Here is a 24,644-nt window from a genome sequence, read left to right as displayed (position 1 = left end):
GGTTTTTTTATGGCTGCCGTTTACCTTCTTGCCATAAAACCACCAAAAGGCTCAATTAACTCACCAACCGAGCTAACATTGAGCCGTTCTGCAATATAATTCTGCCCTGCTCTCGCTAAAGTGAACCCGTTACCACACGAGGAGTCACCCGATGAAATTGCTCAAACAGAGTGCCCTGTTGCCACTGCTCTGCCTGACGGCCATGCCAGCCTTTGCCATGACCCTGAAGAGCACGGATATTCACGAAGGCCAGTTGATGGACAAACAGTTCAGCTTCAACGGCTTTGGCTGCAGCGGCGACAACCACTCGCCCCAGCTGAGCTGGCAGGATCTGCCGGCTGGCACCAAAAGCGTTGCCATCACCGCCTATGACCCCGATGCCCCTACCGGCAGCGGTTGGTGGCACTGGCTGGTGGTTAACCTGCCTGCCACCCAGAGCGAGCTGGCCAGCAATGCCTCAGGCAAGCTCAAGCAGGGATTGGAGATCCGCACCGACTTTGGCAGCCAGGGTTATGGCGGCCCCTGCCCGCCCGCTGGTCACGGCATGCACCGCTATCAGTTCACCGCCTGGGCCCTGCCCCATGATCTCGAGGTGAAGGCTGATACCCCGCCGGCTATGGTAGGCTACATGCTTAACAGCATGGCGCTTGGCAAAGCCACCCTGACCGCCACCTTCGTCACCCCCTAGGAGCCAACCGGATGAGCACTCCCCTGCTGCAACAGAGCCACTATCTCGGGATCCGCCAGCAGCCCCTGCACCGGGTGCTCATCTACGCCCCGACCCTCATCTGGGTCACCCAGGGGAGCAAGCAACTGTGGTGGCGCGAGCGACGTCTGTCGTTTGACAGGGAGCTGTGGCTGCTGATCCCGGCAGGCCACCAGCTCACCTTCGTCAATCAGCCGGAGCAGGGCAAATTTCGCTCCCACGCCATCACGCTGCTCACTCCACCACCGCCGGAGTGGCTGGCCGAGTCAGCCCCTTCCCACGCCGATTTGGAGGAACCCGCCGTCAAGGTCACCCCCGGGCTCACCTTCTGCTTTGAACTCATCAGCACCATGGCCGAACGGGGACTGAGCGAGGCAACCCAGGCCGAACTGCTGCGCAGCTTCTATGCCGAGCTGCGGGCAGCCAACGCCCTCGGGTTACTCTTTCCCGCCAGCACCATGACCCTCGCAGAGCGGCTGGCACGCTACCTGGCGGTGGAACCCGGAATCGACCACACCTTGGAGGCAGTGGCCCCCCACTTCTCCATGAGCCGCGCCTCCATGGTGCGCAAGCTGGCCGCCGAAGGTCGCAGCTTTCGCCAGTTGCTGGCTCAGGTACGCATGAGCCACGCCCTCAACCTGTTGCAACAGGGCCTGACCCCGCTGGAGGTCGCCCTCGCCTGCGGTTATGACTCCCCCAGTCGCTTTGCCGCCCGCTTCAAACAGGAGTTCGGCCTGACGCCCCACCAATACCTGCACACCTGCCCTGCCAGATTGGCGAGCAACGAAAAGTAAAATATTACTTAAAGACCATTCTATGTAACCTGATGTAACCCGGTGATCCCGCTCACATTGCCGCCTCTTCAGAGTGTGATCTCGCGCCAACGCTCCCTTTCCCCTTGCCATACAATGGCTACCGAACACCTTTTCACTAAAAAAAAGCGTAAAAAATCTTCCTTTTAACCTACATAAACGGAATTGGAGCGAGAAATGTTTCGTAAAACTTTACTCTCGGTAGCCCTCGGCACCGCCCTGTTCGGACTGACCGCCTGCAACGATAACCAGACAGAGAGCAGCACAGTCGCCAAACCGGAGCAGGCCATCCAGTACAAGGACGTGATCGACCGTCGGGGAACACCGACCCAATTCCGCGACTTTGACAGCTACTCCAACCTCAAATACAACCCGCTGCTCGATCTGGGGGCATGGCACGGTTTCCTGCTGCCTGCCAGCGACAAGGAGTGGGGGGGCTTTACCGGCCCCATGGTCATCTCGGAGGAGTACAGCCTCTTCTTTGCCAGCGAGCTGGACAAGCTCACCCTGAGCGATGCGAGCGACCGCCCGTTCCCGCTCACCAGCGCCCGCAAGCAGGAGGTGTACGCCATTCCCGGTGCACTGGTGCAACGCTTCGAGTTCGAGCCCTTTACGCTGGAGCTGGAGCTGCGTTATGGCGATGCCCGCACCGCTCTTATCCGCACCCGACTCATCAACCAGACCGATGCACCGCTCACCCTCAACCTCAACTGGCAGGGCGAGTTGCTCAATCAATGGGATGCCAAGGATACGATTGCCAGCAAATATCCAGGCTGGACACGCACCATCAGCGAGAGCGACAAAGGAATCGAATTCCAGTTCGGTAAACTGCGCAGCACCTGGAACATCATGCAGAGCGGCAGCGCCCGCTATCGAATCGACCGCACCCTGCCAAGTCGCACCACCCTTGACCAGAAGACCCTGGGCTACCAAAGCGACGCCAGCATTACCCTTACCGCCAAGGGGAGCGAGGATATCTACACCCTGCAGAGCTATCTCCACTCCGCAGATGACGCCAGCCGCCATCAGCAGAGCCGTCAGGCCCTGCTGGCCAACCCGGCCAGCTATTTTGCCGACTCCATCCGCCGCTGGGAGGGCTACCTTGCCAAGGGTCTCTCCAATCAGGGGATCCCCGAGTCGGAGCGTCGCATCGCCGTCAAGGCGATGGAGACCCTCAACGGCAACTGGCGCTCCCCGGCTGGCGCCATCCTCCACGACGGGGTGACCCCCTCCAATACCGCCCGCTGGTTCGACGGCGTCTGGGCCTGGGACAGCTGGAAGCACGCCTATGCCATGGCACACTTCAACCCTGAGGTAGCCAAGAACAACGTGCGCGCCATGTATGACTATCAGGTGCAGCCGGATGATCCGGTGCGACCACAGGATGCGGGCATGGTGATCGATGCCGTCTTCTACAACAAGCAGGCGGATCGCGGTGGCGATGGCGGCAACTGGAACGAGCGCGATACCAAGCCGCCCCTTTCCGCCTGGGCCATCTGGGAAATCTACAGCGCCACCAAGGACAAGGCCTTTATCGCCGAGATGTATCCCAAGCTGCAGGCCTACCACGACTGGTGGTACCGCGCGCGGGACAACAACCGCAACGGCATCATCGAATATGGCGCCACCAAGCATGTGGAGCACAATGACGAGTACGGCAATATCACCTTCAAGGTGCAGTACTCCAACGGTATTCCCGCCGGGCTGGATCTCTCCAGCTGTACCAGTGAGGGGGATGGCTGGTATGCCTGCGCCGGTATGCCGCTCTATCAACAGGTGTTGAACGTGGGCGGGTACAGCGACATGGATATCGGTGCCCAGCACGGCGCCGGTTGGGAGTCAGGCATGGACAACGCCGCTCGCTTCGGCTTTATCGAACCGGGCCAACTGCAACGCTATGCCGACAAGACCTATGGCGGAGATTTGGCAAAGGCACGTCAGGACTGGAACGTCGCCTTCTTTGAAAACCATCAGGACAATGGCGATTTGATCGGTTTCTCCATCGATCAGGAGTCAGTGGAGCTCAACGCTTTCCTCGCCAAGGAGAAACGCATTCTGGCCGACATGGCCGACCTGCTTGGCAAGCCGGACGACGCGAGCCGCTACCGCGATGGCGCGACCCAGCTGGCTGGTTACATCAACAGTTGCATGTTCGATGAGGCGTCAGGCTTCTATTACGATCGCCAGATTGCTCAGGGGGATGTCGCTGACGGCAACGGCTGCGTCGGCAAATTGCTGACCGCTCGCGGTCGTGGCCCGGAAGGGTGGAGCCCGCTCTGGGCAGAGGTCGCCGACAAGGAGAAAGCGGCGCGGGTGCGTGAGGTCATGCTCAACGCCCAGGAGTTCAACACCAGGATCCCGCTGGGCACAGCCGCACTCACCAACCCGGCCTACGACCCCAATATCTACTGGCGCGGCCGGGTATGGCTCGATCAGTTCTACTTCGGGGTGAAGGGGCTCGAAAACTACGGCTACCGCAGCGATGCCGAGGCACTGGTCAACAAGCTGTTCAACAATGCCGAAGGACTGGCGGGCAGCGGCCCCATCCGCGAAAACTACAATCCGGAGACCGGCGCCATGCAGGGGGCCAGCAACTTCAGCTGGAGCTCGGCCCACCTCTATATGCTCTATCGCAACTTCCTGAAATCACAGGCGTAAGCTTGCTCCACCATGCAAAAGGCCTCCGGATGGAGGCCTTTCTGTTTTCACTCAAGTTGCACTCACACAATACCTGCCACGCTGCGGATACGGGCTCGTCTTAGCCGTTCGTGAGCGGCAAAGAGAGGCGTTTGGCCAGTGCCTGGAAGTGCTGGCTCACCTCAGCCCCGAACAGGGGGTCGCCAATGGCGCGATTTTGCCAGTTTTGCTCAAGATGACGCCAGTCATCCTCGGTCAGGGAGTCACGCAAATGGGGGAAGATCACCCCCTCTTCGTAGTTCATGTGCGCCTCTTGCAGTTCCACGAAGCGCTCCAGCTTGGTGGTGAACTGATCGAGGGGGATCACCGCATCCATCAGGATCATCTCCACCATCTCCTTGAGATCGGCCCCGGCCTCCAGCAGCTTGACGTGCTCCTCCTGCAGGCGGTTGGCGACCTCACCCTCCACCACCCGATATTTCAGGTAGTAGTCATAGATGAGGTCTTCCTTGGGATGGTGGTACTTGTCAGAGACCTCCCGCAGGTAGTCGATGACATCGCGCACCAGAAAATAGCTGATGGGCTCTTCGGCACGGATGGCTGCCAGCTTGTGCTTGAGCAGCTCCAAAAGTCGGGCGATGTTGAGATGGTCCTTGTGCAGACTGGATAACATGGGCACTCCTTGGCTCTGAATTAATCTTATGTCCCTGAGTATACGGTCATTTGTCGCCCGAACTTTGCACTCAATCAAGTGGGATGCAGACAGATTTCCACTCTATCGGACTCTTGCCCTGTTGTTCCAGCAAGCGATTGGTCTCGCTAAAGTGACCGCAACCGATGAAACCTCGGTGGGCAGAGAGGGGGCTCGGGTGCGGCGCGGTCAGCACATAGTGGCGCTGGCGGTCGATGAAACGTCCCTTCTTCTGGGCGTGGGCGCCCCACAGCAGGAACACCACCCCCTGACAACTGGCATTGATCTGCTCGATGACCCGATCGGTAAAGGTCTCCCATCCCAGATGGGCGTGCGAGTGAGCCTGACCGGCCTGCACCGTCAGCACGGTGTTGAGCAGCAGGACCCCCTGTTTGGCCCAAGATTCGAGAAAGCCGTGATTGGGTGTGACGAAACCTGGCAGGTCACGCTGCATCTCTTTATAGATGTTGACCAGTGAGGGGGGCGTACGCACGCCGGGCAGTACGGAGAAGCAGAGACCGTGCGCCTGATTGGGGCCGTGGTAGGGATCCTGCCCCAGGATCACCACCTTGACCTGATCCAGCTCGGTCAGCTTGAAGGCATTGAACACATCGGTAGCTGGCGGGTAGATCACCTTGCCCGCTTCCCGCTCGGCTCTGACAGTTGCCAGCGTACTCTTGAAATAGTCCTGCTCTTTCTCAGAGCCAATCACATCACTCCAGGTCAGCACCCCAGCCTCCTCACTTGATACGGCGAAGGGCTCAGGATAGGGGGCCAGCCCGCAAGACGCAACCGTGGCTCACGCTTTCCAGAGCCTGGCGAGCCGCCCCGAGCGCTCCAGCTTGCGCAGGCCGGTATTGAACAGCAGCATCAGACGGCGCGCCTCGGGATCGGCCTTGCGCATCAGCAAGTATCCCGGTTGCGACCAGATGGGGTCGGCGGCACCGGTCAGTGACAGCGATTGGGGATGACGAACGAGCGCCTGCTGGAACAGAGTCTGTGCCACCTGCTCATCCATCACCAGATAGTGGATCCGCCCGTCAAGCAGCTTGCCCATGCTCTCCTCATCGGAATCTGACCACTCTAGGGTGAGCCCGGCTTGGCGGGCGGCAAAACCATCGCCATAGAAGTAGCCACGGGTCACCCCGACCGACTCGTGTTTCAGCTCACCCAGATTGACCGCGGGCGTACCGGTCAGCGTCATCAGGCGAGTGGTGAAATGGCCGAGCGAGGCGGAGAGATAGAAAAGCTGCTCCCGCTCACGGGAGCGAAACCAGGGCATGGTGACCACATAGCGCCCCTCCAGAGTCAGTCGGTAAGCCTCGGCCCAGGAATAGAAGTGAAAGCTGACATCGAGCCCCTCTTCGGCAAAGGCCTGGCGCACCACCTCACAGAGAAAGCCCTGATTGGGCAACGACTCACTGATATAGGGCGGCCACTCGCCCACGGCAATACGCACCGTCTCGGCCCGTACCGCAACACTGCTTGCCCAGCAACAGAACAGGGCCAGCCATGCCCACTTTCGCCACCCATTATTCACCCGGCACTCTCCTCGCTTTTTTTGCTGAGTGTAGCCAACCCCTCAATTAACCTCAGAAAAAAGCCGAAAAGGATGTAGTTAAATTACTAGATTAACGAGATAAAAGATGCATAATTTGGATATCTTACAAAATCAGAAAAATGACCTATTTTTGATTCAACTCAAGAATTTAATCCCATTGAAATGGCGCTTTGTCGGATTTTCTTGATCTAGATCAATTTTGGTAATATTACCACCGTGGTATATATGACCCCATCAAAGAAAAGGTGTAAGGCAAGGGCCCTTTAAGTCATCGCCATCGACGGTAGCTTAAATACATCAGGGTAATTTCCTTACAGTTGGATTCGCGTTCCCATTGAGGAGTCATACCATGATCAAAGGCATTCAAATCACCCAGGCCGCCAACACCGCTCTGCTGAACTCTTTCTGGCTGCTGGACGAAGAGAAGCAACAAGCTCGCTGCATCTGCGTCAAAGGCGATGCTTTCGCTGCCGATCAAGAAGTGCAACTGGCTGACCTGGGCCAGTTCGAATACCGCGAACTGCCGGTTCAGGCTGAGCCTGCTGTTGAAGGTGGCCAGCACCTGAACGTCAACGTGCTGCGTCGCGAAACTCTGGAAGATGCTATCGAAAACCCGGAGAAGTACCCGCAGCTGACCATCCGTGTATCTGGCTACGCAGTGCGTTTCAACGCCCTGACCCCGGAACAGCAGCGTGACGTGGTTACCCGTACTTTCACCCAGAGCCTGTAATCAGCGCCCTGCAGTGAAGAGCTGATACTCGCTGTATCGGCACAAAAAAACGGCCAATCGGCCGTTTTTTTATTGCCCCCGCACCAGCCAACGCGGCCGTGCGGGGGGAAACAGCGCTTACGCCCTGTCCGCTTCCAGTTGCCCGACCTTGCCGCCGAGCACTGCATCCATTTTCTTCTCGTCCAGCTGCTTGCAGTATTTGGCGACCACCACGGTGGCAACCCCGTTACCGATCAGGTTGGTCAACGCACGCGCTTCGGACATAAAGCGGTCGATCCCCAGGATCAGCGCCAAACCAGCCAGTGGCAGATGGCCCACCGCCGAAATGGTCGCTGCCAGCACGATAAAGCCACTACCAGTCACCCCCGCCGCCCCTTTCGAGGAGATCAGCAGTACCACCAGCAGGGTGATCTGTTGGAACAGATCCAGCGGCGTATTGGTAGCCTGGGCGATAAAAATCGCCGCCATGGTCAGATAGATGGAGGTGCCATCCAGGTTAAAGGAGTACCCGGTCGGAATGACCAGCCCCACCACCGATTTCTGGCAACCCAGCTTCTCCATCTTGTCCAGCATCCGCGGCAGTACCGACTCGGAAGAGGAGGTCCCCAGCACGATCAGCAACTCCTCACGAATGTAGGAGATGAAACGCAGGATGCTGAAGCCTGAGGCTTTGGCGATGCTGCCCAGCACAATGAAGATAAAGAAGAGGCAGGTGAGATAGAAGCAGGCAATAAGCTGGCCCAGCTGTACCAGTGAACCTACTCCATATTTGCCGATGGTAAATGCCATTGCCCCGAATGCACCGACCGGCGCCAGTCTCATTATCATATTGATAATGCCAAATATGACTTTGGAGAAACTGTCGATGACGCCGAAAATAATCTGTCCCTTTTCACCGATATGATGCAGGGAGAAGCCGAACAGCACCGCAAACAGTAACACCTGCAAGATATTACCGCTGGCAAAGGCACCGATCACACTGCCCGGAATAATATCCAGCAAAAAGGCGATAATGCCCTGGGACTTGGCCTGCTCCGCATAGGCGGAGATGGCGCTGGCATCCAGCGCAGCCGGATCGACGTTCATACCGGCACCCGGTTGCAGCAGGTTGACCACACACAGCCCGATGATCAAGGCGATGGTGCTGACCACCTCGAAGTAGAGCAGAGCAATGGCGCCGGTCTTGCCGACCGCCTTCATACTCTCCATCCCGGCAATGCCGGTAACCACGGTACAGAAAATAACGGGGGCGATGATCATCTTGATCAATTTGACGAAGCCATCACCGAGGGGCTTCATATCGGCGCCCAGTTCCGGATAGACATGCCCCAGAAATACCCCGAGGGTAATCGCGAGCAATACCTGAAAATAGAGGCTGCTAAATAGTTTCTTTCGCATTATTAACGTCCTGTTAATTTAATTGCACATTGTTATGGCAGCAATAAACATGCAGATAGCCGGACGAGATATCTGCGTACCTCACCCGATCCATGCTGTTTCTGCATTACTACGGGGACCACTTTACATGTAATAAAAAACAATTAAGAGACATTAATCACACAACAAAATTAACACCATTAACACCACAGCAACCAACAATTGTTTGCTCGCAGATTAATTTGAGTCTTCAACTAAATATGGCAGATATAAAAATACCCCGCATTGCGGGGCATTTTCATCAGGCATGACAGCGTCGGGATCAGGCCGAAGTATCGAGGGGTTCGAAGCCCTTGATCAGGTCATCGATAGCCTTCATCTGTTTGAGGAAGCCTTCCAGCTTCTCCAGCGGCAGGGCACTCGGGCCATCGCAGCGGGCAATTTTCGGATCCGGGTGGGATTCGATAAAGAGACCGGCCAGACCGACTGCCATACCGGCGCGTGCCAACTCGGTCACCTGCTCGCGACGGCCTCCGGAGGCGGCACCCAGCGGATCACGGCACTGCAGGGAGTGGGTCACGTCAAAGATCACCGGATAGCCACCGGTGCTCTTCTTCATCACGCCCAGACCCAACATGTCCACCACCAGGTTGTCGTAGCCGAAGTTGGCACCGCGCTCGCACAGGATCAGCTGGTCGTTGCCGCACTCCTCGAACTTGTCGGTGATGTTCTTCATCTGGCTTGGGCTGAGGAACTGCGGCTTCTTGATGTTGATAACGTTGCCGGTGCGGGCCATGGCTTCCACCAGATCAGTCTGGCGCGCCAGGAAAGCGGGCAGCTGGATAACGTCAACCACCTCGGCGACCGGCTTGGCCTGATGGGGTTCGTGCAGATCGGAGATGACCGGCATGCCGAAGGTCGCTTTCAGCTCCTGGAAAATCTTCATCCCCTCTTCCAGACCCGGACCGCGGTAGGAGTGGATGGAGGAGCGGTTGGCCTTGTCCCAGCTCGCCTTGAAGACAAACGGGATGCCCAGCTTACTGGTCACTTCCACGTACTTCTCGCACACAGCCATCGCCATATCGCGGGATTCCAGCACGTTCATGCCGCCAAACAGCACGAACGGTTTGTCGTTGGCAACGTCGATCTGGTTGATCTTGATATTCTTCTGTTCCATCTAAGACTTCCTTAATGAAGGGGCCTGAAGCCAAGTTACTCCGTTGCAGCCGAGCGCTGCGGCCTTGATATTCTTCTGTTTCAACTCCAAGACATCCTTAATAAAAGGGCCTGAAGCCAAGTTACTCCGTTGCGACCGGACGCAGCGGCCTTGATATTCTTCTGTTTCAGTTTCAAGCCGCTCTTAATGGAGGGGCTTGGGGCTCAGATCCAGCGCGGCCAGCTGCACTTTCAGCACATCGGCCACCGGATCGTCCGGGCATTGTTCAATAAAATATTCAAAATCGTCGGCGGCCTGACGCGGGCAGTCGAGCTGCTCGTAGATAAAGCCGCGATCCCGCGTCTCCAGCGGATCGCCGGGCTTCATCCGCAGCAACAGCTCGCTGCAACGCAGCGCCTCGGGCATGCGATCTTCCCGCAGCAGGGCACCCTTGCTGACGTTGAGCAGCCGTTCGATGATCTCCCACTGGCCAGAGGGCTGCAGATAGTCGGGGGTCAGGGTCGCCAAGTCCCCCAGCGCACCGCGCAGCAGCAGCTCGATGCGGGCCAGACTCAGCTCGTCGCCGGTAAAGGGGTCGACATAGACCTCCCCCTCGCCACCGGCAAAGCTCACCAGGAAGTGGCCGGGGAAGCAGATCCCCTCCACATCGAGCCCAAGCTTGCGCCCCAGCTGGATAATGAGAATGCCGAGGCTGACCGGGATCCCCTTGCGCTGAACCAGCACCTGATTGAGATCGCAGTTGTTGGCAGAGAAATAATCCTGCCAGTCGCCATGAAAACCGAGGCTGTGGTAGAAGCCCTGCAGCAACTGCTGGCGCACCTCGTCGCAGGTGCCCTCTTCAATCTGCTCGTCCAGCCACTCGTCCAGCAGGTTCAACTCGCGGATCCCCTCCTCGACCGAGCCATAAATTTCGTCACTGACTGACAACGCCAGCTCGGTGATGTCGTGGGCTTCGAAATCGGTCCATTCGTCTATGTGTAACATTCTCTTCATGCCTTAGCCGAACACACTCGTCTGTTTGAGCACTGCCAACTTGGCAATAAAGTAGATCCAGCCGAGCGCCCCCAGAAAGGAGCACCAGCGCACCAGATTGCTTTTGGCCAGCCGCAGCGCCATCGCCGCCAGAAATACCAGCACCAGAATGGCCATCAGCTTCTCGCTGAGCCAGGGCGTTACGTTATTGAGCGGGTTGAGATCCAGCACCATGCAGAGCAATACGCCGGAGAGCACCACCAGACCGTTGAGCCAGCCGCTGACCTTCATCACCGGCGCGCTATAGGCTCGGCCAGTGGCGGTCTGTACCCAGTAGAAGCGGAGCATAAACATCAGCACGGCCCCGGCAATCAGGGCGAGGTGCAGGTGTTTGAGCACAAAAACCATATTCAATCCTTGCATGGGGGCGCACAGGCAACCCGCCGTGTAACAGTGAGGAACCGTCAGCGCAGCGGGCAGAGGCCCAGCGTCACCCTGTCGTTATCCCCGTAATCGCGCACAGTGGCTACCTCGCGGTAACCGCCATCGCGCAGCAACTGACGCACCGCCTTCCCCTGATCCCAGCCATGCTCCAGCAGCAACCAGCCGTCAAGCAACAGATAAGCGGGAGCATGGGCCACGATGTGGCGGATATCGGCCAGCCCGGCGTCATCGGCAACCAGCGCCGAGCGGGGTTCAAAGCGCACGTCACCCTGCTCGAGATGGGGATCGGCGCCATCAATATAGGGGGGATTGGAGACAATCACCGCAAATCGTGGCGTTTCGTCGTGATCCGGCTCGCCAAGGGGCTCGAACCAGCTGCCGTCGCGCACCTCGATGGGTAACCCCAGTGCGGCGCTGTTCTCGCGGGCCAGAGCCGCGGCATCGGCCATCCGATCCACCGCCCACACATCGACCTCGGGCCGCTCGGACTTGAGCGCCAGCGCGATGGCGCCGGTGCCGGTGCCGAGATCCAGCACGGCGCAGGGCCCTTGCGGGATCTTCGCCAGCGCCTGCTCCACCAGCACCTCGGTATCAGGGCGCGGGATCAGGGTCGCCGGGCTCACTTTCAGCGGCAGCGACCAGAACTCCCGCTCGCCAACGAGATGGGCGATGGGCTCGCCGTTGAGACGACGGGCCAGCCACGTCTGCAGGGTGGCCTGCTGGGCGGCATCCAGTTCGCGCTCGGGCCAGGTCATCAGATAGCTGCGCCGGCAGTCAAGCAAATGACAGAGCAGCACATCGGCATCGGCGCGAGGGGACTCCCCCTCAGCCAGTACGGTCATGATATGGGCACGAGCCTGCTGGATCTGCATCAGTACCGTCCCACCTTAATCAGGCACGTCTGAATGCGAGCTTGCCGGTTCTGCATTTGCATCAATTGCTCTCGGCCAGCGAGGCGAGCTGGTCGGCCTGATACTCCTGCACCAGCGGCGTGATAACGCAGTCCAGATCCCCTTCCAAAATTTCGGAGAGGCGATAGAGGGTCAGGTTGATGCGGTGCTCGGAGAGGCGGCCCTGCGGGTAGTTGTAGGTACGGATGCGCTCGGAGCGATCGCCGGAGCCCACCAGATTGCGGCGGGTGCTCTGCTCGGCGGCGCGGTGGCGCTCATCCTCGGCCGCTTGCAGGCGGGCGGAGAGCACCGACATCGCCTTGGCGCGGTTCTTGTGCTGGGAGCGCTCGTCCTGGCACTCCACCACCAGACCGGTCGGCAGGTGGGTGATGCGAATGGCCGAGTCGGTCTTGTTGACGTGCTGACCGCCGGCACCGGAGGCGCGGAAGGTGTCGATCTTCAGATCGGAAGGGTTGATCTCGATCTGCTCGGCTTCCGGCACTTCCGGCAACACGGCGACGGTACAGGCGGAGGTGTGCACCCGGCCCTGAGATTCGGTCTCCGGCACCCGCTGTACCCGGTGACCACCGGATTCAAACTTGAGGCGGCCATAGACGCGCTCGCCGTCGATCTTGGCGATCACCTCCTTGTAGCCACCGTACTCACCGTCATTGCAGCTGACGATGGAGACGCGCCAGCCCTGACGCTCGGCAAACCGTGAATACATGCGGAACAAGTCACCGGCAAAGATGGCCGCTTCGTCGCCACCGGCACCGGCGCGGATCTCCAGATAGCAGTTATTGTCATCCTTGGGATCCTTGGGCAGCAACATCAGTTGCAGCTCCTGCTCCAGTGCCTCCAGATTGGCCTTGGCCAGCGGCAGCTCCTCCTGCGCCATCTCGCGCAGGTCGGCATCATCCTCCTCCAGCATCATCTGGGTGGTCTCCAGATCATCCTGAGCCTGACGGTAACGCTGGAAGGCGTGAACGATATCTTCCAGCTGGGCATATTCGCGGGTCAGGGCGCGGTAGCGATCCTGATCCGAGACCACGTCTGGCTCGCCGAGCATGGCCTGTACTTCTTCGTGGCGCTCGATGAGGCCTTCCAGCTTTCTGATCAGTGACGGATTCATAACTCTTGCATTCTCAATGGAGGACGGGACAACCGGCAGGTTGCCCGAAAATTATGGCTCTTGTGACAACCCCAGCGCCTGCCGCAAGCGGGAGAGCTCGCTCTGATCCCCCTGGGAGGCAGCCTGGCGCAACGCCTGGGTCGGCGCGTGGATCAATTTGTTGGTGAGGCGATGGGCCATCGCCTTGAGCGCCTGTTCGGCACTCTCGCCCTGCGCCAATGCCAGCAGGGCCCGTTGCAACTCTTCATCAGCCACTTGCTGTGACTGATGGCGGTAATCGCGAATGAGGTCGACCGAGCTCTGGCCGCGATACCACCCCATAAACTCGTCCCGCTCTTCCTGCACGATCAATTCCGCCTGTGCGGCAGCCCGTTTACGGGTTTCGAGGTTCTGCTCGATGATCCCCTGCAAATCATCCACCGTGTAGAGATAGGCATCGGAGAGCTCATCGACTTCGGCTTCGATGTCGCGCGGCACGGCAATATCCACCAGAAACATGGGTTTGAAGCGGCGGGCCTTCAGCGCTCGCTCCACCATCCCCTTGCCGATGATGGGCAGCGGGCTCGCGGTCGAGCTGATGACAATATCCGCTTCGTGCAGATAGTCGGGGATCTCTTCGAGCGTCATCACCTGGGCGCCGAATTCGGCTGCCAGAGTCTGGGCGCGCTGCAGGGTGCGGTTCGCCACCATCATCTTGGTGACGTTCTGCTCGCGCAGATGACGGGCCACCAGTTCGATGGTCTCCCCCGCCCCGACCAGCAATACCTTGGTCTGGGAGAGATCGGAGAAGATCCTCCGACCCAGGCTGACGGCGGCAAACGCCACCGACACGGCACTGGCGCCAATCTCGGTATCTGTGCGCACTCTTTTCGCCACCGAGAAGGATTTCTGGAACAACCGCTCCAGCGCCCCCTTCAACGACTCCGCCTGCTGGGCGTGGGCATAGGATTGCTTGATCTGCCCCAGGATCTGCGGCTCCCCCAACACCAGCGAGTCGAGCCCGCACGCCACCCGCATCAGGTGGCGCACCGCCTCTTCATCGTGATGCTGATAGATGGCAGTGACCAGTTCGGCCGCGTCCAGCCCGTGGAACTGTTGCAGCCAGCGCAGCACTTGCTCCTGCCGCTCCTCCTCCAGATTGCAATAGAGTTCGGTCCGGTTGCAGGTGGAGACGATCACCGCCTCGCTGACACCGGGTTGGCTCACCAGCTCACGCAAGGCGCGATCGATGCAGTCCGGGCCAAAGGCGACCCGTTCCCGCAAGGCGACACTGGCGGTGTTGTGGTTGATTCCGAGGGCAAGCAAACTCATGAGTGGGCGACGATCATTTCATACGCTGGGTGCAAAGGCTGCCAATTGTACGAGAAAGGGTAAGTCTTTAAAAGCAATACGGCCGCCCCGTATACTGTGGCAAATTCCTCTCTCTGGAGCCGTCTCTTGCTGCTACGTATTTTTACCCTCACCTGCCTGCTGTTGCTGGCCGGTTGTGCCACCACCCAGCCCCAGCGTGACCAGGTGAACTGGAACCAGGAGCGGACCCGCCTCGAGCAGCTGACCCATTGGCAGCTATCCGGCAAGATGGCCATCATAACGCCACAGCAAAAGGGCAGCGCCCGTCTCAACTGGCAGCAGGATGGGGAGGATTATCGCCTCAACCTCACCAGCCTGATTGGCACCAGCATTCTGGAGCTCTCCCGCAGCAAAGGCGAGATCACCCTGCTCGACAGCGACGGCAATCGCCACCAGAGCCAGGATGCCGAAGCGCTCATCTATCAACTGACCGGCTGGAATATTCCGGTTGCAGGATTACCGGAGTGGATCAAGGGGCTGCCAGGTCAGGCAGAGTTTGAACTCAACCCCGACAGCAGTCTGGCCAGCGTGCGCGACGGCCAGTGGCAGATCGTTTATGGCGATTATCGGGATCAGGATGGCTACCGCCTGCCACACCAGCTGACCATGACCGGCCAGAACAGCCGCCTCAAGCTTCAGATCAACCAATGGACTCTTGCACGTTAATGGCTTCCACACGCTGGCCGGCACCGGCCAAACTCAACCTGTTTCTACACGTCAATGGCCGTCGTCCCGATGGTTATCACGAGCTGCAGACCCTGTTTATCTTCCTCAACCACAGCGACTGGCTCGAGTTTGAGGTGATACCGAATAGCGACACACTCACCCTGAGCCCGGCCATTCCCGGGGTGCCGGATGAGCAGAATCTGATTATTCGGGCGGCACGCCTGCTGCAAGCAACCCTGCCGAGCCCGCAAGGTGCCCATATCCGGCTGGAAAAAGTGCTTCCCATGGGGGGCGGTATTGGCGGCGGTTCGTCCGATGCAGCGACCACGCTGGTAGCGCTTAACCACCTCTGGCAAGCGGGTTTGAGTGAAGATGAACTGGCAGCGCTTGGCGTCCAGCTGGGGGCCGATGTGCCGGTGTTTGTCCGTGGCAAGGCGGCCTTTGCCGAAGGGGTGGGCGAGCGGCTGCAACCGGTCGAACTGCCCGATGCCTGGTATCTGGTGCTCAAGCCAGATTGCCATGTAGCGACCGCAGCCGTATTCCAGGATCCGGACCTGCCGAGAGCCACGCCAAAAATGGCGCTGGACAACTTGCTGGAAGGCGAGTGGAAAAACGATTGCGAATCACTGGTGAAAAAGCGCCACCCCGAGGTTGCCAATGCGCTCGGCTGGTTGCTAGAATACGCGCCGTCAAGAATGACGGGCACAGGAGCCTGCGTCTTTGCTCAATTTGAAGACGAAGTGACTGCTCGGGAAGTGTTGGCCTGCGTGCCGAAGGGACTTGATGGGTTTGTCGCCAAGGGCGAGAACATATCACCTCTCTTCTCCACATTGCAACAGTTCAAATGATTGGGGTATCGCCAAGCGGTAAGGCAGCGGGTTTTGATCTCGCCATTCCTAGGTTCGAATCCTAGTACCCCAGCCAATTTTACCGAACGGTATTGATGATGATTAACGTGGCCGGTTTTGCACTCGGCCACGGATTCGGGTTACCGGTATCATCACAATCATTGGGCAGCAGACACCTTGTACGTTATCTTGATAAATCGTTTGCCCCAAAACGATAGGGTCTGATTTCAGACTCCCCCACATACTGGATGCAACCCCGAGGTTTCAAACCGTGCCTGACATGAAGCTGTTTGCTGGTAACGCAACGCCGGAACTAGCCCAGAAGATCGCAGATCGCCTGTTTATCAAACTCGGCAATGCTGCCGTAGGTCGCTTTAGCGACGGCGAGATCAGCGTACAGATCAATGAGAATGTACGTGGTGGCGATATCTTCATCATTCAATCCACCTGTGCCCCGACCAACGACAATTTGATGGAATTGATCGTCATGGTGGATGCTCTGCGTCGTGCTTCAGCTGGCCGTATCACTGCCGTTATCCCCTACTTTGGTTATGCCCGTCAGGACCGCCGCGTCCGCTCCGCCCGTGTACCCATCACCGCCAAGGTTGTCGCTGACTTCCTCTCCAGCGTCGGTGTGGATCGCGTGCTGACCGTTGACCTGCATGCCGAGCAAATTCAAGGTTTCTTCGACGTTCCGGTAGACAACGTGTTCGGTAGCCCGGTGCTGCTGGAAGACATGAAGTCCAAGAACCTCGAGTCTCCTGTCGTTGTCTCCCCGGACATCGGTGGCGTCGTGCGTGCCCGCGCCATCGCCAAGCTGCTGGATGACACCGACATCGCCATCATCGACAAGCGCCGTCCCCGCCCGAACGTCTCCCAGGTCATGCATCTGATTGGTGACGTTGCCGGCCGCGACTGCATCATCGTTGATGACATGATCGACACCGGCGGCACCCTGTGCAAAGCCGCAGAGGCCCTGAAAGAGCGCGGTGCCAAGCGTGTATTCGCTTACGCCACTCACCCGGTCTTCTCCGGTTCCGCCGTCGAGAACATCAAGAACTCCGTGATCGATGAACTGATCATCACCGACTCCATCCCGCTCACTGCGGAGATGAAAGCGGTCGGCAAGGTCAAGCAGCTGACGCTGTCAACTGTACTGGCCGAAGCCATTCGTCGCATCAGCAACGAAGAGTCCATCTCTGCCATGTTTGAGCATTGATAGATTCAGCAATAACGAAAACCGCCATCAGGCGGTTTTCGTCTTTCTGGACCTTCTCTTTCCAACTTTCTGCTATCTGGTACGACCCTGCCCCGGCAGGCTTAAGGATTTACCCATGAATTGCTTGCGTCCCCTCCTGCTCGCGACCCTTACCTCCGCCCTGTTCGCCTGTCAGCCCGCCAAAGAGAATCCGCCCTTTGTGCTGACCCTGGCTCACATGAACGACACCCACTCCCAGTTTGATCCGGTCAATGCCGAGATCAAAGGGCAGATCTTTGCCCAGCAGGGGGAGACGGACACCCTCTATACCCGCTTTGGCGGTTATCCGCGCCTGCTGACCATGGCGAAAGCCTATCAGGCCGAGGCGCTGGCCAAGAACCAACCCTTGCTGCTGCTGCACGGCGGCGATGCCTGGCAGGGCAGTGGCTACTTCAAACTCAACGAGGGGATGGCCAACGCCGAGTTGCTGAGCCAGTTCGGCCTCGATGCCATGGCGCTGGGCAACCACGAGTTCGATCTGGATAACCAGAAGCTGGCCCGCTTCATCGAGGGGGTCAACTTCCCGGTGCTGGCCGCCAACCTCGACACCAAGGCCGATCCGGCCCTCAGCAAGGCTGACAACCTCAAGCCCTTCGTGGTCTACGCCTTTGACGGCAACCAGAAGAGCCCGGTCACCGATCTCGACAACCTGCCACAAGGCAAACAGCTGGTCGCCGTCATCGGTCTGGTACTGGAAGACATGGGCAATATCGCCCCCAACGTCGGCAAGCTGCGCTTTGGCAAGGAGGTCGCCTCGGCTCAAGCCACGGTCGACATGCTGCAAGCCAAGGGGATCCATCAGATCGTGGCGCTCACCCACATCGGCAACGAGCGAGATCTGGCGCTGGCCGCCAAGGTAAACGGCCTCGATGCCATCGTCGGTGGCCACTCCCACAGCCTGCTCGGCGATTTTCGCAATATCGGCTGGGGCAAGACCGGCGATTACGCCAAGCTGGTGACCAATCCGGATGGCATCGGCAAAACCTGCGTGGTGCAGGCGGGCTCCTACGCCCAGGCCATCGGTCTGGCACAGGTGACCTTTGACAGCCAGGGTCAGGTGACCGACTGCCAGGGCCACAACAGCCTGCTGGCCAGCCGCGATTTCTTCGCCGATGCGGCGCGCAAGCAGGCGCTCGACGATGCCCGCAGCAAAGAGGCAAGCCAGTTTGTCGACAGCCAGCCCAATCTGGTGACCGTGGATGAAGATCCGCGCCTGCGCGGCATCATCGACAGCCACTACAAACCAGCGCTGGAGAAAGCCTACGGGCCTGTGATCGGCACCATCCCCGAGCAGCTGCAAAATGCCCGTCGTCCCGGTGACAACGGCAGCGACAGCCACGGCTCAGATGTAGCGCCGCTGGTTGCCGAAGGGGAGTTCTACTGGGCCAATACCCCAGCAGTGCAAGCCCTGACCAGCGGCCCGGTCGATTTTTCTCTGGTTGCGGTGGGCGGCGTGCGCGCCGACCTGCCTGCTGGCGAATGGCGCGAGGGGGATAGTGCCCTCACCCTGTTGCCATTCAAGAACCAGCTCTCGGTGCTGACCCTGACCGGCGCCGAGGTACGCGCCCTGCTGACCGAGACCATCACCGCCACCCTGCCCGCCAGCGCCCATGCCGGCAAGTTCCCCTATGGCGGCCACCTGCGTTACACCTTCCAGGAGACCGACGCAGGCAAAGCGGGCACCCTGACCCAATTGCAGCGCAAGACCGCAAGCGGCGAGTGGCAGGATCTGGTGGATAGCCAGCGCTATCGGGTGGTGATGAACGCCTACAGCGCCAACGGTAACGATGGCTGGCAGGCACTGGCCAATGCCCAGCGCCACCAGAGCGAGCGGGTCGATATCGCCAGCGTCAATGGCAAGCTGACCGCCTTCCCTGTGCTGAAGGTGGCACAAAACGGTGAACTGCTGAGCGCCGTCTATGCCCCGGGCCAGGCCCTCGATTGCAAAGCCAGCGGCGTGGATTGCGGCACCGATGCAGCCTCTTTCGTGGAGTATGTGCGCGATGCCCGTCCCACCCTGACCGCTCTGGATGAAGAGACCGTCACCCTGCTGCGTGCCAAATAACGACGGTAGTCAACCGGGCACAGTCCATCGGTAAACTGAAACGGGCCTCTTGCAAGAGGCCCGTTTGCCCACCGTTAGCCACCCATTGGCCGCAATAATGCTGCAAATCCCGCCATAACATGCGCATTGGTTGAGTGATCGCCACTCGGCGGCTAGAATATTGCGTCCTATTGCCCTGGGTAGTGTGCCCACGGCAGCTGCGAGTGAAGACATCAAGCGTGACAAGCGAAATCAAACTGATCGTCGGACTGGGCAACCCCGGCCCGGAATATGCCAAGACCCGCCACAACGCGGGCGCCTGGTATGTGGAGCAACTGGCCCGCTGGCACAATGTCAGCCTGCGTGAAGAACCCAAGTTCTTCGGCCATACTGCCCGCATCCTGGTCGAGGGGCAGGATGTGCGGCTGCTCATCCCGAACACCTATATGAACCTCTCTGGCAAGGCGGTGGCCGCACTGGCGCGTTTTTATCAGATTGAGCCGGAAGCGATTCTGGTTGCCCATGACGAACTGGATCTGCCGCCTGGCATCGCCAAGTTCAAGCAGGGTGGTGGTCACGGTGGCCATAACGGCCTCAAGGACATCATCGCCAAGATGGGCAACAACAATAACTTCTTCCGGCTGCGTCTCGGGATCGGCCATCCCGGCAGCAAAGAGCAGGTGGCTGGCTTCGTCCTGACCAAGGCCCCCAGCAGTGAACAGAACCTGATCGACGCCGCGCTGGACGAATCCCTGCGCGCCACCGACATCCTGTTCAAACAAGATATGACCAAGGCCATGAATCGCTTGCACAGCTTCAAGGCGGAAAAGGGTTAGGTCGGTTTGACCCTGTACGGGCATTGTGCCGGTACATGAGCAACGACCAGAACAAGCATGACATGGGCCGCCTGCGGGCGACCCCCAACAGCATCCATCAAGTAAGGTAACAATCCATGGGTTTTAAATGCGGTATCGTGGGCCTGCCCAATGTAGGCAAATCCACCCTGTTCAACGCGCTGACCAAGGCCGGTATCGAAGCCGCCAACTTCCCGTTCTGCACCATCGAGCCGAACACAGGTGTGGTGCCGATGCCGGATCCCCGCCTCGATCAGCTGGCTGCCATCATCAATCCGCAGCGTGTTGTGCCGACCACCATGGAATTCGTCGACATCGCCGGTCTGGTTGCCGGTGCCTCCAAGGGTGAAGGTCTGGGTAACCAGTTCCTGGCCAACATCCGTGAAACCGAAGCAATCGGCCACGTTGTGCGCTGCTTCGATGACGAGAACATCATTCACGTTGCCGGCAAGGTCTCTCCCGCTGACGATATCGAAGTGATCAACACCGAGCTGGCCCTGTCGGATCTGGACGCCTGCGAGCGCGCCATTCACCGTCAGTCCAAGCGCGCCAAAGGCGGCGACAAGGATGCCAAGCTGGAAGTGGAAGTGCTTGAGAAGATCAAGGTTGCGCTGGAAAACGGCCAGATGATCCGCGGCATGAAGCTGGATAAAGAAGAGCTGGCCGCCGTGAGCCACCTCAACTTCCTGACCCTGAAACCCACCATGTATATCGCCAACGTGGCGGAAGATGGCTTCGAGAATAACCCCTATCTGGACAAGGTGCGTGAAATCGCCGCCGCCGAGAACGCGGTTGTCGTGGTCGTCTGCTGTGCTATTGAAGCCGACATTGCCGAACTGGACGACGAAGATCGCGCCGAGTTCATGGCAGACCTAGGCATCGAAGAGCCGGGCCTGAACCGCGTTATCCGCTCCGGCTACCAGCTGCTCAACCTGCAGACCTACTTCACCGCCGGTGTGAAAGAGGTACGCGCTTGGACTATTCCGGTCGGTGCCACTGCCCCGCAAGCGGCAGGCAAGATCCACACTGACTTTGAAAAAGGCTTTATTCGCGCCCAAACCATCGCCTTTGAAGACTTTATCAACTACAAGGGTGAGCAAGGCGCCAAGGAAGCGGGCAAGATGCGCGCTGAAGGGAAAGATTACATCGTCAAAGATGGCGATATCATGAACTTCCTGTTCAATGTCTAATCCCATGACAGGCCAGCATTTGCTGGCCTGTTTTTTATCTGCCATTGCCCGGGCAATAATGGCAATGTCTTAAAAAAAACCAGATTGTTGGGCTTTTGCGCAACAGAGACCAATAACTGGTCAAACGCACTCAAATTGCGTTTTTCTGGCAAAAAAAGGGTTGACGCCCCAGAGCCAGATACGCATAATTCGGCCCGCACGGTGACGAGGTAACGACTCACCGGAAGCAAGGTTGGCTATGTAGCTCAGTTGGTTAGAGCATCGCACTCATAATGCGGGGGTCACAGGTTCGAATCCCGTCATAGCCACCATCTCTAGTTGGGGTATCGCCAAGCGGTAAGGCAGCGGGTTTTGATCTCGCCATCCCTAGGTTCGAATCCTAGTACCCCAGCCATTTTTAAAAGTTCTTTGCCAGTCTCGCGACTGTTGAGGAACGCTGTTGGGGTATCGCCAAGCGGTAAGGCAGCGGGTTTTGATCTCGCCATCCCTAGGTTCGAATCCTAGTACCCCAGCCATTTTTAAAAGTTCTTTGCCAGTCTCATGACTGTTGAGGAGCGCTGTTGGGGTATCGCCAAGCGGTAAGGCAGCGGGTTTTGATCTCGCCATCCCTAGGTTCGAATCCTAGTACCCCAGCCATATTTCTGTTCTCTTCCACATCAGTGGTTGATAACAAACGGCTATGTAGCTCAGTTGGTTAGAGCATCGCACTCATAATGCGGGGGTCACAGGTTCGAATCCCGTCATAGCCACCATTATTTCTGTTGGGGTATCGCCAAGCGGTAAGGCAGCGGGTTTTGATCTCGCCATCCCTAGGTTCGAATCCTAGTACCCCAGCCATTTTTCTGTTCTCTTCCACATCTGTGGTCGATAACAAACGGCTATGTAGCTCAGTTGGTTAGAGCATCGCACTCATAATGCGGGGGTCACAGGTTCGAATCCCGTCATAGCCACCATTAATATTGCGGAAGTGGCGAAATTGGTAGACGCACCAGATTTAGGTTCTGGCGCCCTAGGCGTGAGAGTTCGAGTCTCTCCTTCCGCACCATTAATAGCAGTACCAAACAGACCAGCTCACGCTGGTTTTTTTGTATCTGAAATTTGCCTCTCCCCAGTTTTTCTCTCGCTCCTCTATTAACCCAGCTCCACGTTAATTCACGTTCACGTCCCTCTTCATTTATTCCGAGCACGCCTTGCTATTCTTGTCTCCCGGCCACAAAAAAGCGGCCCGCAGGCCGCTGGTGCACACATTCATCATCCCGGTTATCAGAACGGGAAGAACCAGGGGATCGCCACCACGCTCACCGCCATCACCAACAGGGTGAATGGCACTCCGATACGGATAAAATCGGCAAACTTGTAGTTGCCCGGCCCCAGTACCAGGGTATTCACCGGTGACGAGACCGGCGTCATAAAAGCGGCCGAGGCGGCGATGGCAATGGTCATGGCAAACGGATAGGGTGATACCCCCATCTGTTGCGCCGTGCCTAGCGCAATGGGCGCCATCAGCACTGCGGTGGCGGTGTTGGAGATAAAGAGCCCGATCACCGCGCAGAGGGCAAACAGGCTGGCCAGCATGACCCGCGGCCCCATCTCCCCTACCGCATTGATCAGACCACCGACGATCAGATCCACCCCGCCGGTTTTTTGCAGCGCCAGCGCAAAGGGGAGCATACCGACAATAAGGATCAGGGTCGACCAGTGGATCGACTTGTAGGCACTCTCCATATCGATGCAGCGAAACTTGCCCATCAGCAGACAGGCGATCAGCGCGGCAATCACGTTGGGCACCGGATCGGTCACCATCAGCAGGATCATCACTCCAAGACAGAAGAGGGCATGGATCGCCTGGCTGCGGGCGGGGGCCATCTCGTCCACTTCAGCGGGCAACCCCATCAGCAGAAAGTCGCGGCTATGGGTCTGCAACTGTCTGATGTGGCTCCAGTTTCCTACCACCAGCAGTGTATCCCCCATCTGCAGCGGCTCGTCCACCAGCTTGCCTGCCAGCGCTTCACCGTCGCGGCGCAGCCCCACCACGCTCAGACCATAGCTGGAGCGGAAGGTCACCTCACGCACGCTTTTACCCAGCAGCTTGGACTCGGGGATCAGCGACACCTCGGCCATCCCCACCTCCCGCGCCTGATCGGAGAAATACTCCCCGCGCAGGATCATGGGTTCAAGCCGCGCCTCGGTGCAAAACGCCCGCACATCCACCTCGGGGTCTGACATGTCGATCAGCAGCACATCCCTGGCCTGGAACTCACTGATCCCGGACACCGGCACCATCACCCGGCGAAACTTGCGCCAGCGCTCCACCCCGATGACGTGGGCACCATAACGGGCACGCAGTTGCAGCTCATCCAGGGTATGGCCAATCAGCGGGGAGTCAGGCCGCAGCGCCAGACGACGGGCCCGACCGGCCAGCCGGTAGTCTCGGATGAGATCGCGCAGGGTGCGGCGCCCGGTCGGCTTGCCTTTGCCCTCTTCCCCTTCACCCACCAAGGAGCCGCGCACTAGCAACATGTAGAGGATGCCCAGCCCCAGGATCAGCACGCCCATGGGGGTGAAATCGAAAAACCCGAAACCATGTATGCCGTGGCGCATCAGCTCGCTGTTGACCACCATGTTGGGGGGCGTGGCCACCAGCGTCATCATGCCGCTGATCAGCCCGGCAAAGCCGAGCGGCATCATCAGGCGACCGGCCGGGATCCCCATCCGGTTCGCCACGCTCAGCACCACCGGGATAAAGATGGCCACCACTCCGGTGCTGCTCATCACCGCCCCCAGACTCGCCACCGCTACCATCAGCAACACCAGCAGCTTGGTCTCGCTGCTGCCCGCCACCTTCACCAGCGCATCCCCCACCTGATAGGCGATGCCGGTGCGCACCAGCCCCTCCCCGACCACGAACAGGGCGGCAATCAGAATGACGTTGGGATCGCTAAAGCCCGCCAGCGCCTCCGACAGGGTGAGGGTGCCGCTCAGCACAAACAAGATGACCACGCCCAGGGCGACCACGTCCATGCGCACCTTGTTGGTCATGAAGAGATAGATGGCGCCAGCCAGCAGACAGAGCACCCAGACAAGCTCGGAATTCAATGCAACCTCCTTTTATCACGTGATTCTCCTCCCGGAGAGTGGACTCTATCAGACCACAGCCACGGCGCTATCATCTTGCTACATATCAATAAAGTCCGGCCAGCGGGGGCACCATAACCCATCACTGCTGGAATAAGCGGGCAGCAGCGGCGATTTCTTTGATATGGGCCAAGTACGGGGCGGACAAAAGTCCTGCCCCTCCTCCCCCT

The 24,644-nt window shown here is 58.8% G+C and carries 21 protein-coding genes and 9 tRNA genes; 19 read left to right on the top strand and 11 right to left on the bottom strand.

All coding sequences use genetic code 11. The features are described 5' to 3' along the window. Positions 1–151 precede the first annotated feature (151 nt). From AB5Y99_RS20675 to ygjK, 3 genes are all read left to right on the top strand, one after another. Positions 152–688 (top strand): YbhB/YbcL family Raf kinase inhibitor-like protein, encoded by a 537-nt coding sequence (locus AB5Y99_RS20675; protein WP_005353872.1) that lies wholly within the window; start codon positions 152–154, stop codon positions 686–688. A gap of 11 nt (positions 689–699) precedes the next feature. Further along, positions 700–1,500 (top strand): helix-turn-helix transcriptional regulator, encoded by an 801-nt coding sequence (locus tag AB5Y99_RS20670; RefSeq protein WP_368210765.1) that lies wholly within the window; start codon positions 700–702, stop codon positions 1,498–1,500. Positions 1,501–1,695: 195 nt separating this feature from the next. Then, positions 1,696–4,176, top strand: a complete 2,481-nt coding sequence (gene ygjK / locus AB5Y99_RS20665; RefSeq protein ID WP_368210763.1) for an alpha-glucosidase — start codon at positions 1,696–1,698, stop codon at positions 4,174–4,176. 100 nt (positions 4,177–4,276) lie between these two features. On the opposite strand, the gene AB5Y99_RS20660 is transcribed toward ygjK, so the two are convergent. The 3 genes from AB5Y99_RS20660 to AB5Y99_RS20650 form a co-directional block, all read right to left on the bottom strand. Then, entirely contained in the window at positions 4,277–4,828 is a 552-nt protein-coding gene (locus AB5Y99_RS20660; RefSeq protein ID WP_005362195.1) for a hemerythrin domain-containing protein, read from the bottom strand. 70 nt (positions 4,829–4,898) lie between these two features. Further along, a complete protein-coding gene (gene ung, locus AB5Y99_RS20655) occupies positions 4,899–5,576 on the bottom strand; it encodes a uracil-DNA glycosylase (RefSeq protein WP_005353881.1) in 678 nt (225 codons plus the stop codon). A 69-nt stretch (positions 5,577–5,645) separates the two neighbouring features. Further along, positions 5,646–6,386: a substrate-binding periplasmic protein gene (locus AB5Y99_RS20650; protein ID WP_368210761.1), complete on the bottom strand. Its 741-nt coding sequence runs from the start codon at positions 6,384–6,386 to the stop codon at positions 5,646–5,648. A 370-nt stretch (positions 6,387–6,756) separates the two neighbouring features. On the opposite strand from AB5Y99_RS20650, the gene grcA reads away from it, so the two are divergent. After that, complete coding sequence (gene grcA / locus AB5Y99_RS20645) at positions 6,757–7,137, top strand: autonomous glycyl radical cofactor GrcA (RefSeq protein WP_005334936.1); 381 nt, start codon at positions 6,757–6,759, stop codon at positions 7,135–7,137. Between the two features lie 117 nt (positions 7,138–7,254). On the opposite strand, the gene AB5Y99_RS20640 is transcribed toward grcA, so the two are convergent. The 7 genes from AB5Y99_RS20640 to hemA form a co-directional block, all read right to left on the bottom strand. Continuing rightward, entirely contained in the window at positions 7,255–8,535 is a 1,281-nt protein-coding gene (locus AB5Y99_RS20640; RefSeq protein ID WP_058059198.1) for a dicarboxylate/amino acid:cation symporter, read from the bottom strand. A gap of 301 nt (positions 8,536–8,836) precedes the next feature. Then, entirely contained in the window at positions 8,837–9,691 is an 855-nt protein-coding gene (gene kdsA, locus AB5Y99_RS20635) for a 3-deoxy-8-phosphooctulonate synthase (protein ID WP_005334937.1), read from the bottom strand. A 183-nt stretch (positions 9,692–9,874) separates the two neighbouring features. Next, complete coding sequence (locus tag AB5Y99_RS20630; RefSeq protein ID WP_005362204.1) at positions 9,875–10,675, bottom strand: SirB1 family protein; 801 nt, start codon at positions 10,673–10,675, stop codon at positions 9,875–9,877. Positions 10,676–10,687: 12 nt separating this feature from the next. Continuing rightward, the gene (locus AB5Y99_RS20625) at positions 10,688–11,071 is read right to left on the bottom strand and encodes a SirB2 family protein (protein ID WP_368210760.1); all 384 of its coding nucleotides are present in this window, start codon (positions 11,069–11,071) and stop codon (positions 10,688–10,690) included. A 56-nt stretch (positions 11,072–11,127) separates the two neighbouring features. Beyond that, entirely contained in the window at positions 11,128–11,979 is an 852-nt protein-coding gene (prmC, locus tag AB5Y99_RS20620; RefSeq protein ID WP_058055667.1) for a peptide chain release factor N(5)-glutamine methyltransferase, read from the bottom strand. A gap of 61 nt (positions 11,980–12,040) precedes the next feature. Next, positions 12,041–13,129 carry a peptide chain release factor 1 gene (prfA, locus tag AB5Y99_RS20615; protein ID WP_058055666.1) on the bottom strand — a complete coding sequence of 363 codons (1,089 nt, stop codon included), beginning with the start codon at positions 13,127–13,129 and terminating at the stop codon, positions 12,041–12,043. A gap of 51 nt (positions 13,130–13,180) precedes the next feature. After that, positions 13,181–14,440, bottom strand: coding sequence for a glutamyl-tRNA reductase (gene hemA / locus AB5Y99_RS20610; protein ID WP_368210758.1), 1,260 nt, complete (start codon positions 14,438–14,440; stop codon positions 13,181–13,183). Positions 14,441–14,566: 126 nt separating this feature from the next. Between hemA and lolB the strand changes: the two genes are divergently transcribed. The 15 genes from lolB (at position 14,567) to AB5Y99_RS20535 (ending at position 22,384) form a co-directional block, all read left to right on the top strand. After that, a complete protein-coding gene (gene lolB, locus AB5Y99_RS20605) occupies positions 14,567–15,145 on the top strand; it encodes a lipoprotein insertase outer membrane protein LolB (RefSeq protein ID WP_005353907.1) in 579 nt (192 codons plus the stop codon). Continuing rightward, on the top strand, positions 15,145–15,993 hold the full coding sequence (ispE, locus tag AB5Y99_RS20600; protein WP_042054540.1) for a 4-(cytidine 5'-diphospho)-2-C-methyl-D-erythritol kinase: 849 nt from the start codon (positions 15,145–15,147) through the stop codon (positions 15,991–15,993). The genes lolB and ispE overlap by 1 nt, the downstream gene beginning before the upstream one ends. Position 15,994: 1 nt before the next feature. Beyond that, a tRNA-Gln gene (locus AB5Y99_RS20595) sits at positions 15,995–16,069 on the top strand. Positions 16,070–16,264: 195 nt separating this feature from the next. Then, positions 16,265–17,212, top strand: coding sequence for a ribose-phosphate pyrophosphokinase (locus AB5Y99_RS20590; protein ID WP_005343846.1), 948 nt, complete (start codon positions 16,265–16,267; stop codon positions 17,210–17,212). 115 nt (positions 17,213–17,327) lie between these two features. Further along, a complete protein-coding gene (locus AB5Y99_RS20585; protein WP_368210757.1) occupies positions 17,328–19,316 on the top strand; it encodes a bifunctional UDP-sugar hydrolase/5'-nucleotidase in 1,989 nt (662 codons plus the stop codon). 218 nt (positions 19,317–19,534) lie between these two features. After that, positions 19,535–20,131 carry an aminoacyl-tRNA hydrolase gene (pth, locus tag AB5Y99_RS20580; protein ID WP_058059203.1) on the top strand — a complete coding sequence of 199 codons (597 nt, stop codon included), beginning with the start codon at positions 19,535–19,537 and terminating at the stop codon, positions 20,129–20,131. Between the two features lie 116 nt (positions 20,132–20,247). Beyond that, entirely contained in the window at positions 20,248–21,339 is a 1,092-nt protein-coding gene (gene ychF / locus AB5Y99_RS20575; RefSeq protein WP_005353921.1) for a redox-regulated ATPase YchF, read from the top strand. 234 nt (positions 21,340–21,573) lie between these two features. Beyond that, positions 21,574–21,650, top strand: a tRNA-Met gene (locus AB5Y99_RS20570). 8 nt (positions 21,651–21,658) lie between these two features. Continuing rightward, positions 21,659–21,733: transfer RNA gene (locus AB5Y99_RS20565), tRNA-Gln, on the top strand. 46 nt (positions 21,734–21,779) lie between these two features. Beyond that, positions 21,780–21,854, top strand: a tRNA-Gln gene (locus AB5Y99_RS20560). Positions 21,855–21,900: 46 nt separating this feature from the next. Beyond that, a tRNA-Gln gene (locus AB5Y99_RS20555) sits at positions 21,901–21,975 on the top strand. A gap of 39 nt (positions 21,976–22,014) precedes the next feature. Beyond that, positions 22,015–22,091, top strand: a tRNA-Met gene (locus AB5Y99_RS20550). 10 nt (positions 22,092–22,101) lie between these two features. After that, positions 22,102–22,176: transfer RNA gene (locus AB5Y99_RS20545), tRNA-Gln, on the top strand. Positions 22,177–22,215: 39 nt separating this feature from the next. Beyond that, a tRNA-Met gene (locus tag AB5Y99_RS20540) sits at positions 22,216–22,292 on the top strand. A gap of 8 nt (positions 22,293–22,300) precedes the next feature. Further along, positions 22,301–22,384: transfer RNA gene (locus AB5Y99_RS20535), tRNA-Leu, on the top strand. Positions 22,385–22,602: 218 nt separating this feature from the next. On the opposite strand, the gene AB5Y99_RS20530 is transcribed toward AB5Y99_RS20535, so the two are convergent. Beyond that, positions 22,603–24,435: an SLC13 family permease gene (locus AB5Y99_RS20530; RefSeq protein WP_201942581.1), complete on the bottom strand. Its 1,833-nt coding sequence runs from the start codon at positions 24,433–24,435 to the stop codon at positions 22,603–22,605. Positions 24,436–24,644 lie beyond the last annotated feature (209 nt).

The sequence above is a fragment of the Aeromonas sp. R4-2 genome (assembly GCF_040908295.1).
GTDB lineage: Bacteria > Pseudomonadota > Gammaproteobacteria > Enterobacterales > Aeromonadaceae > Aeromonas > Aeromonas veronii.
Note: the sequence above shows the minus strand (reverse complement) of the source record. Positions and strands in the feature narration are given on the sequence as shown.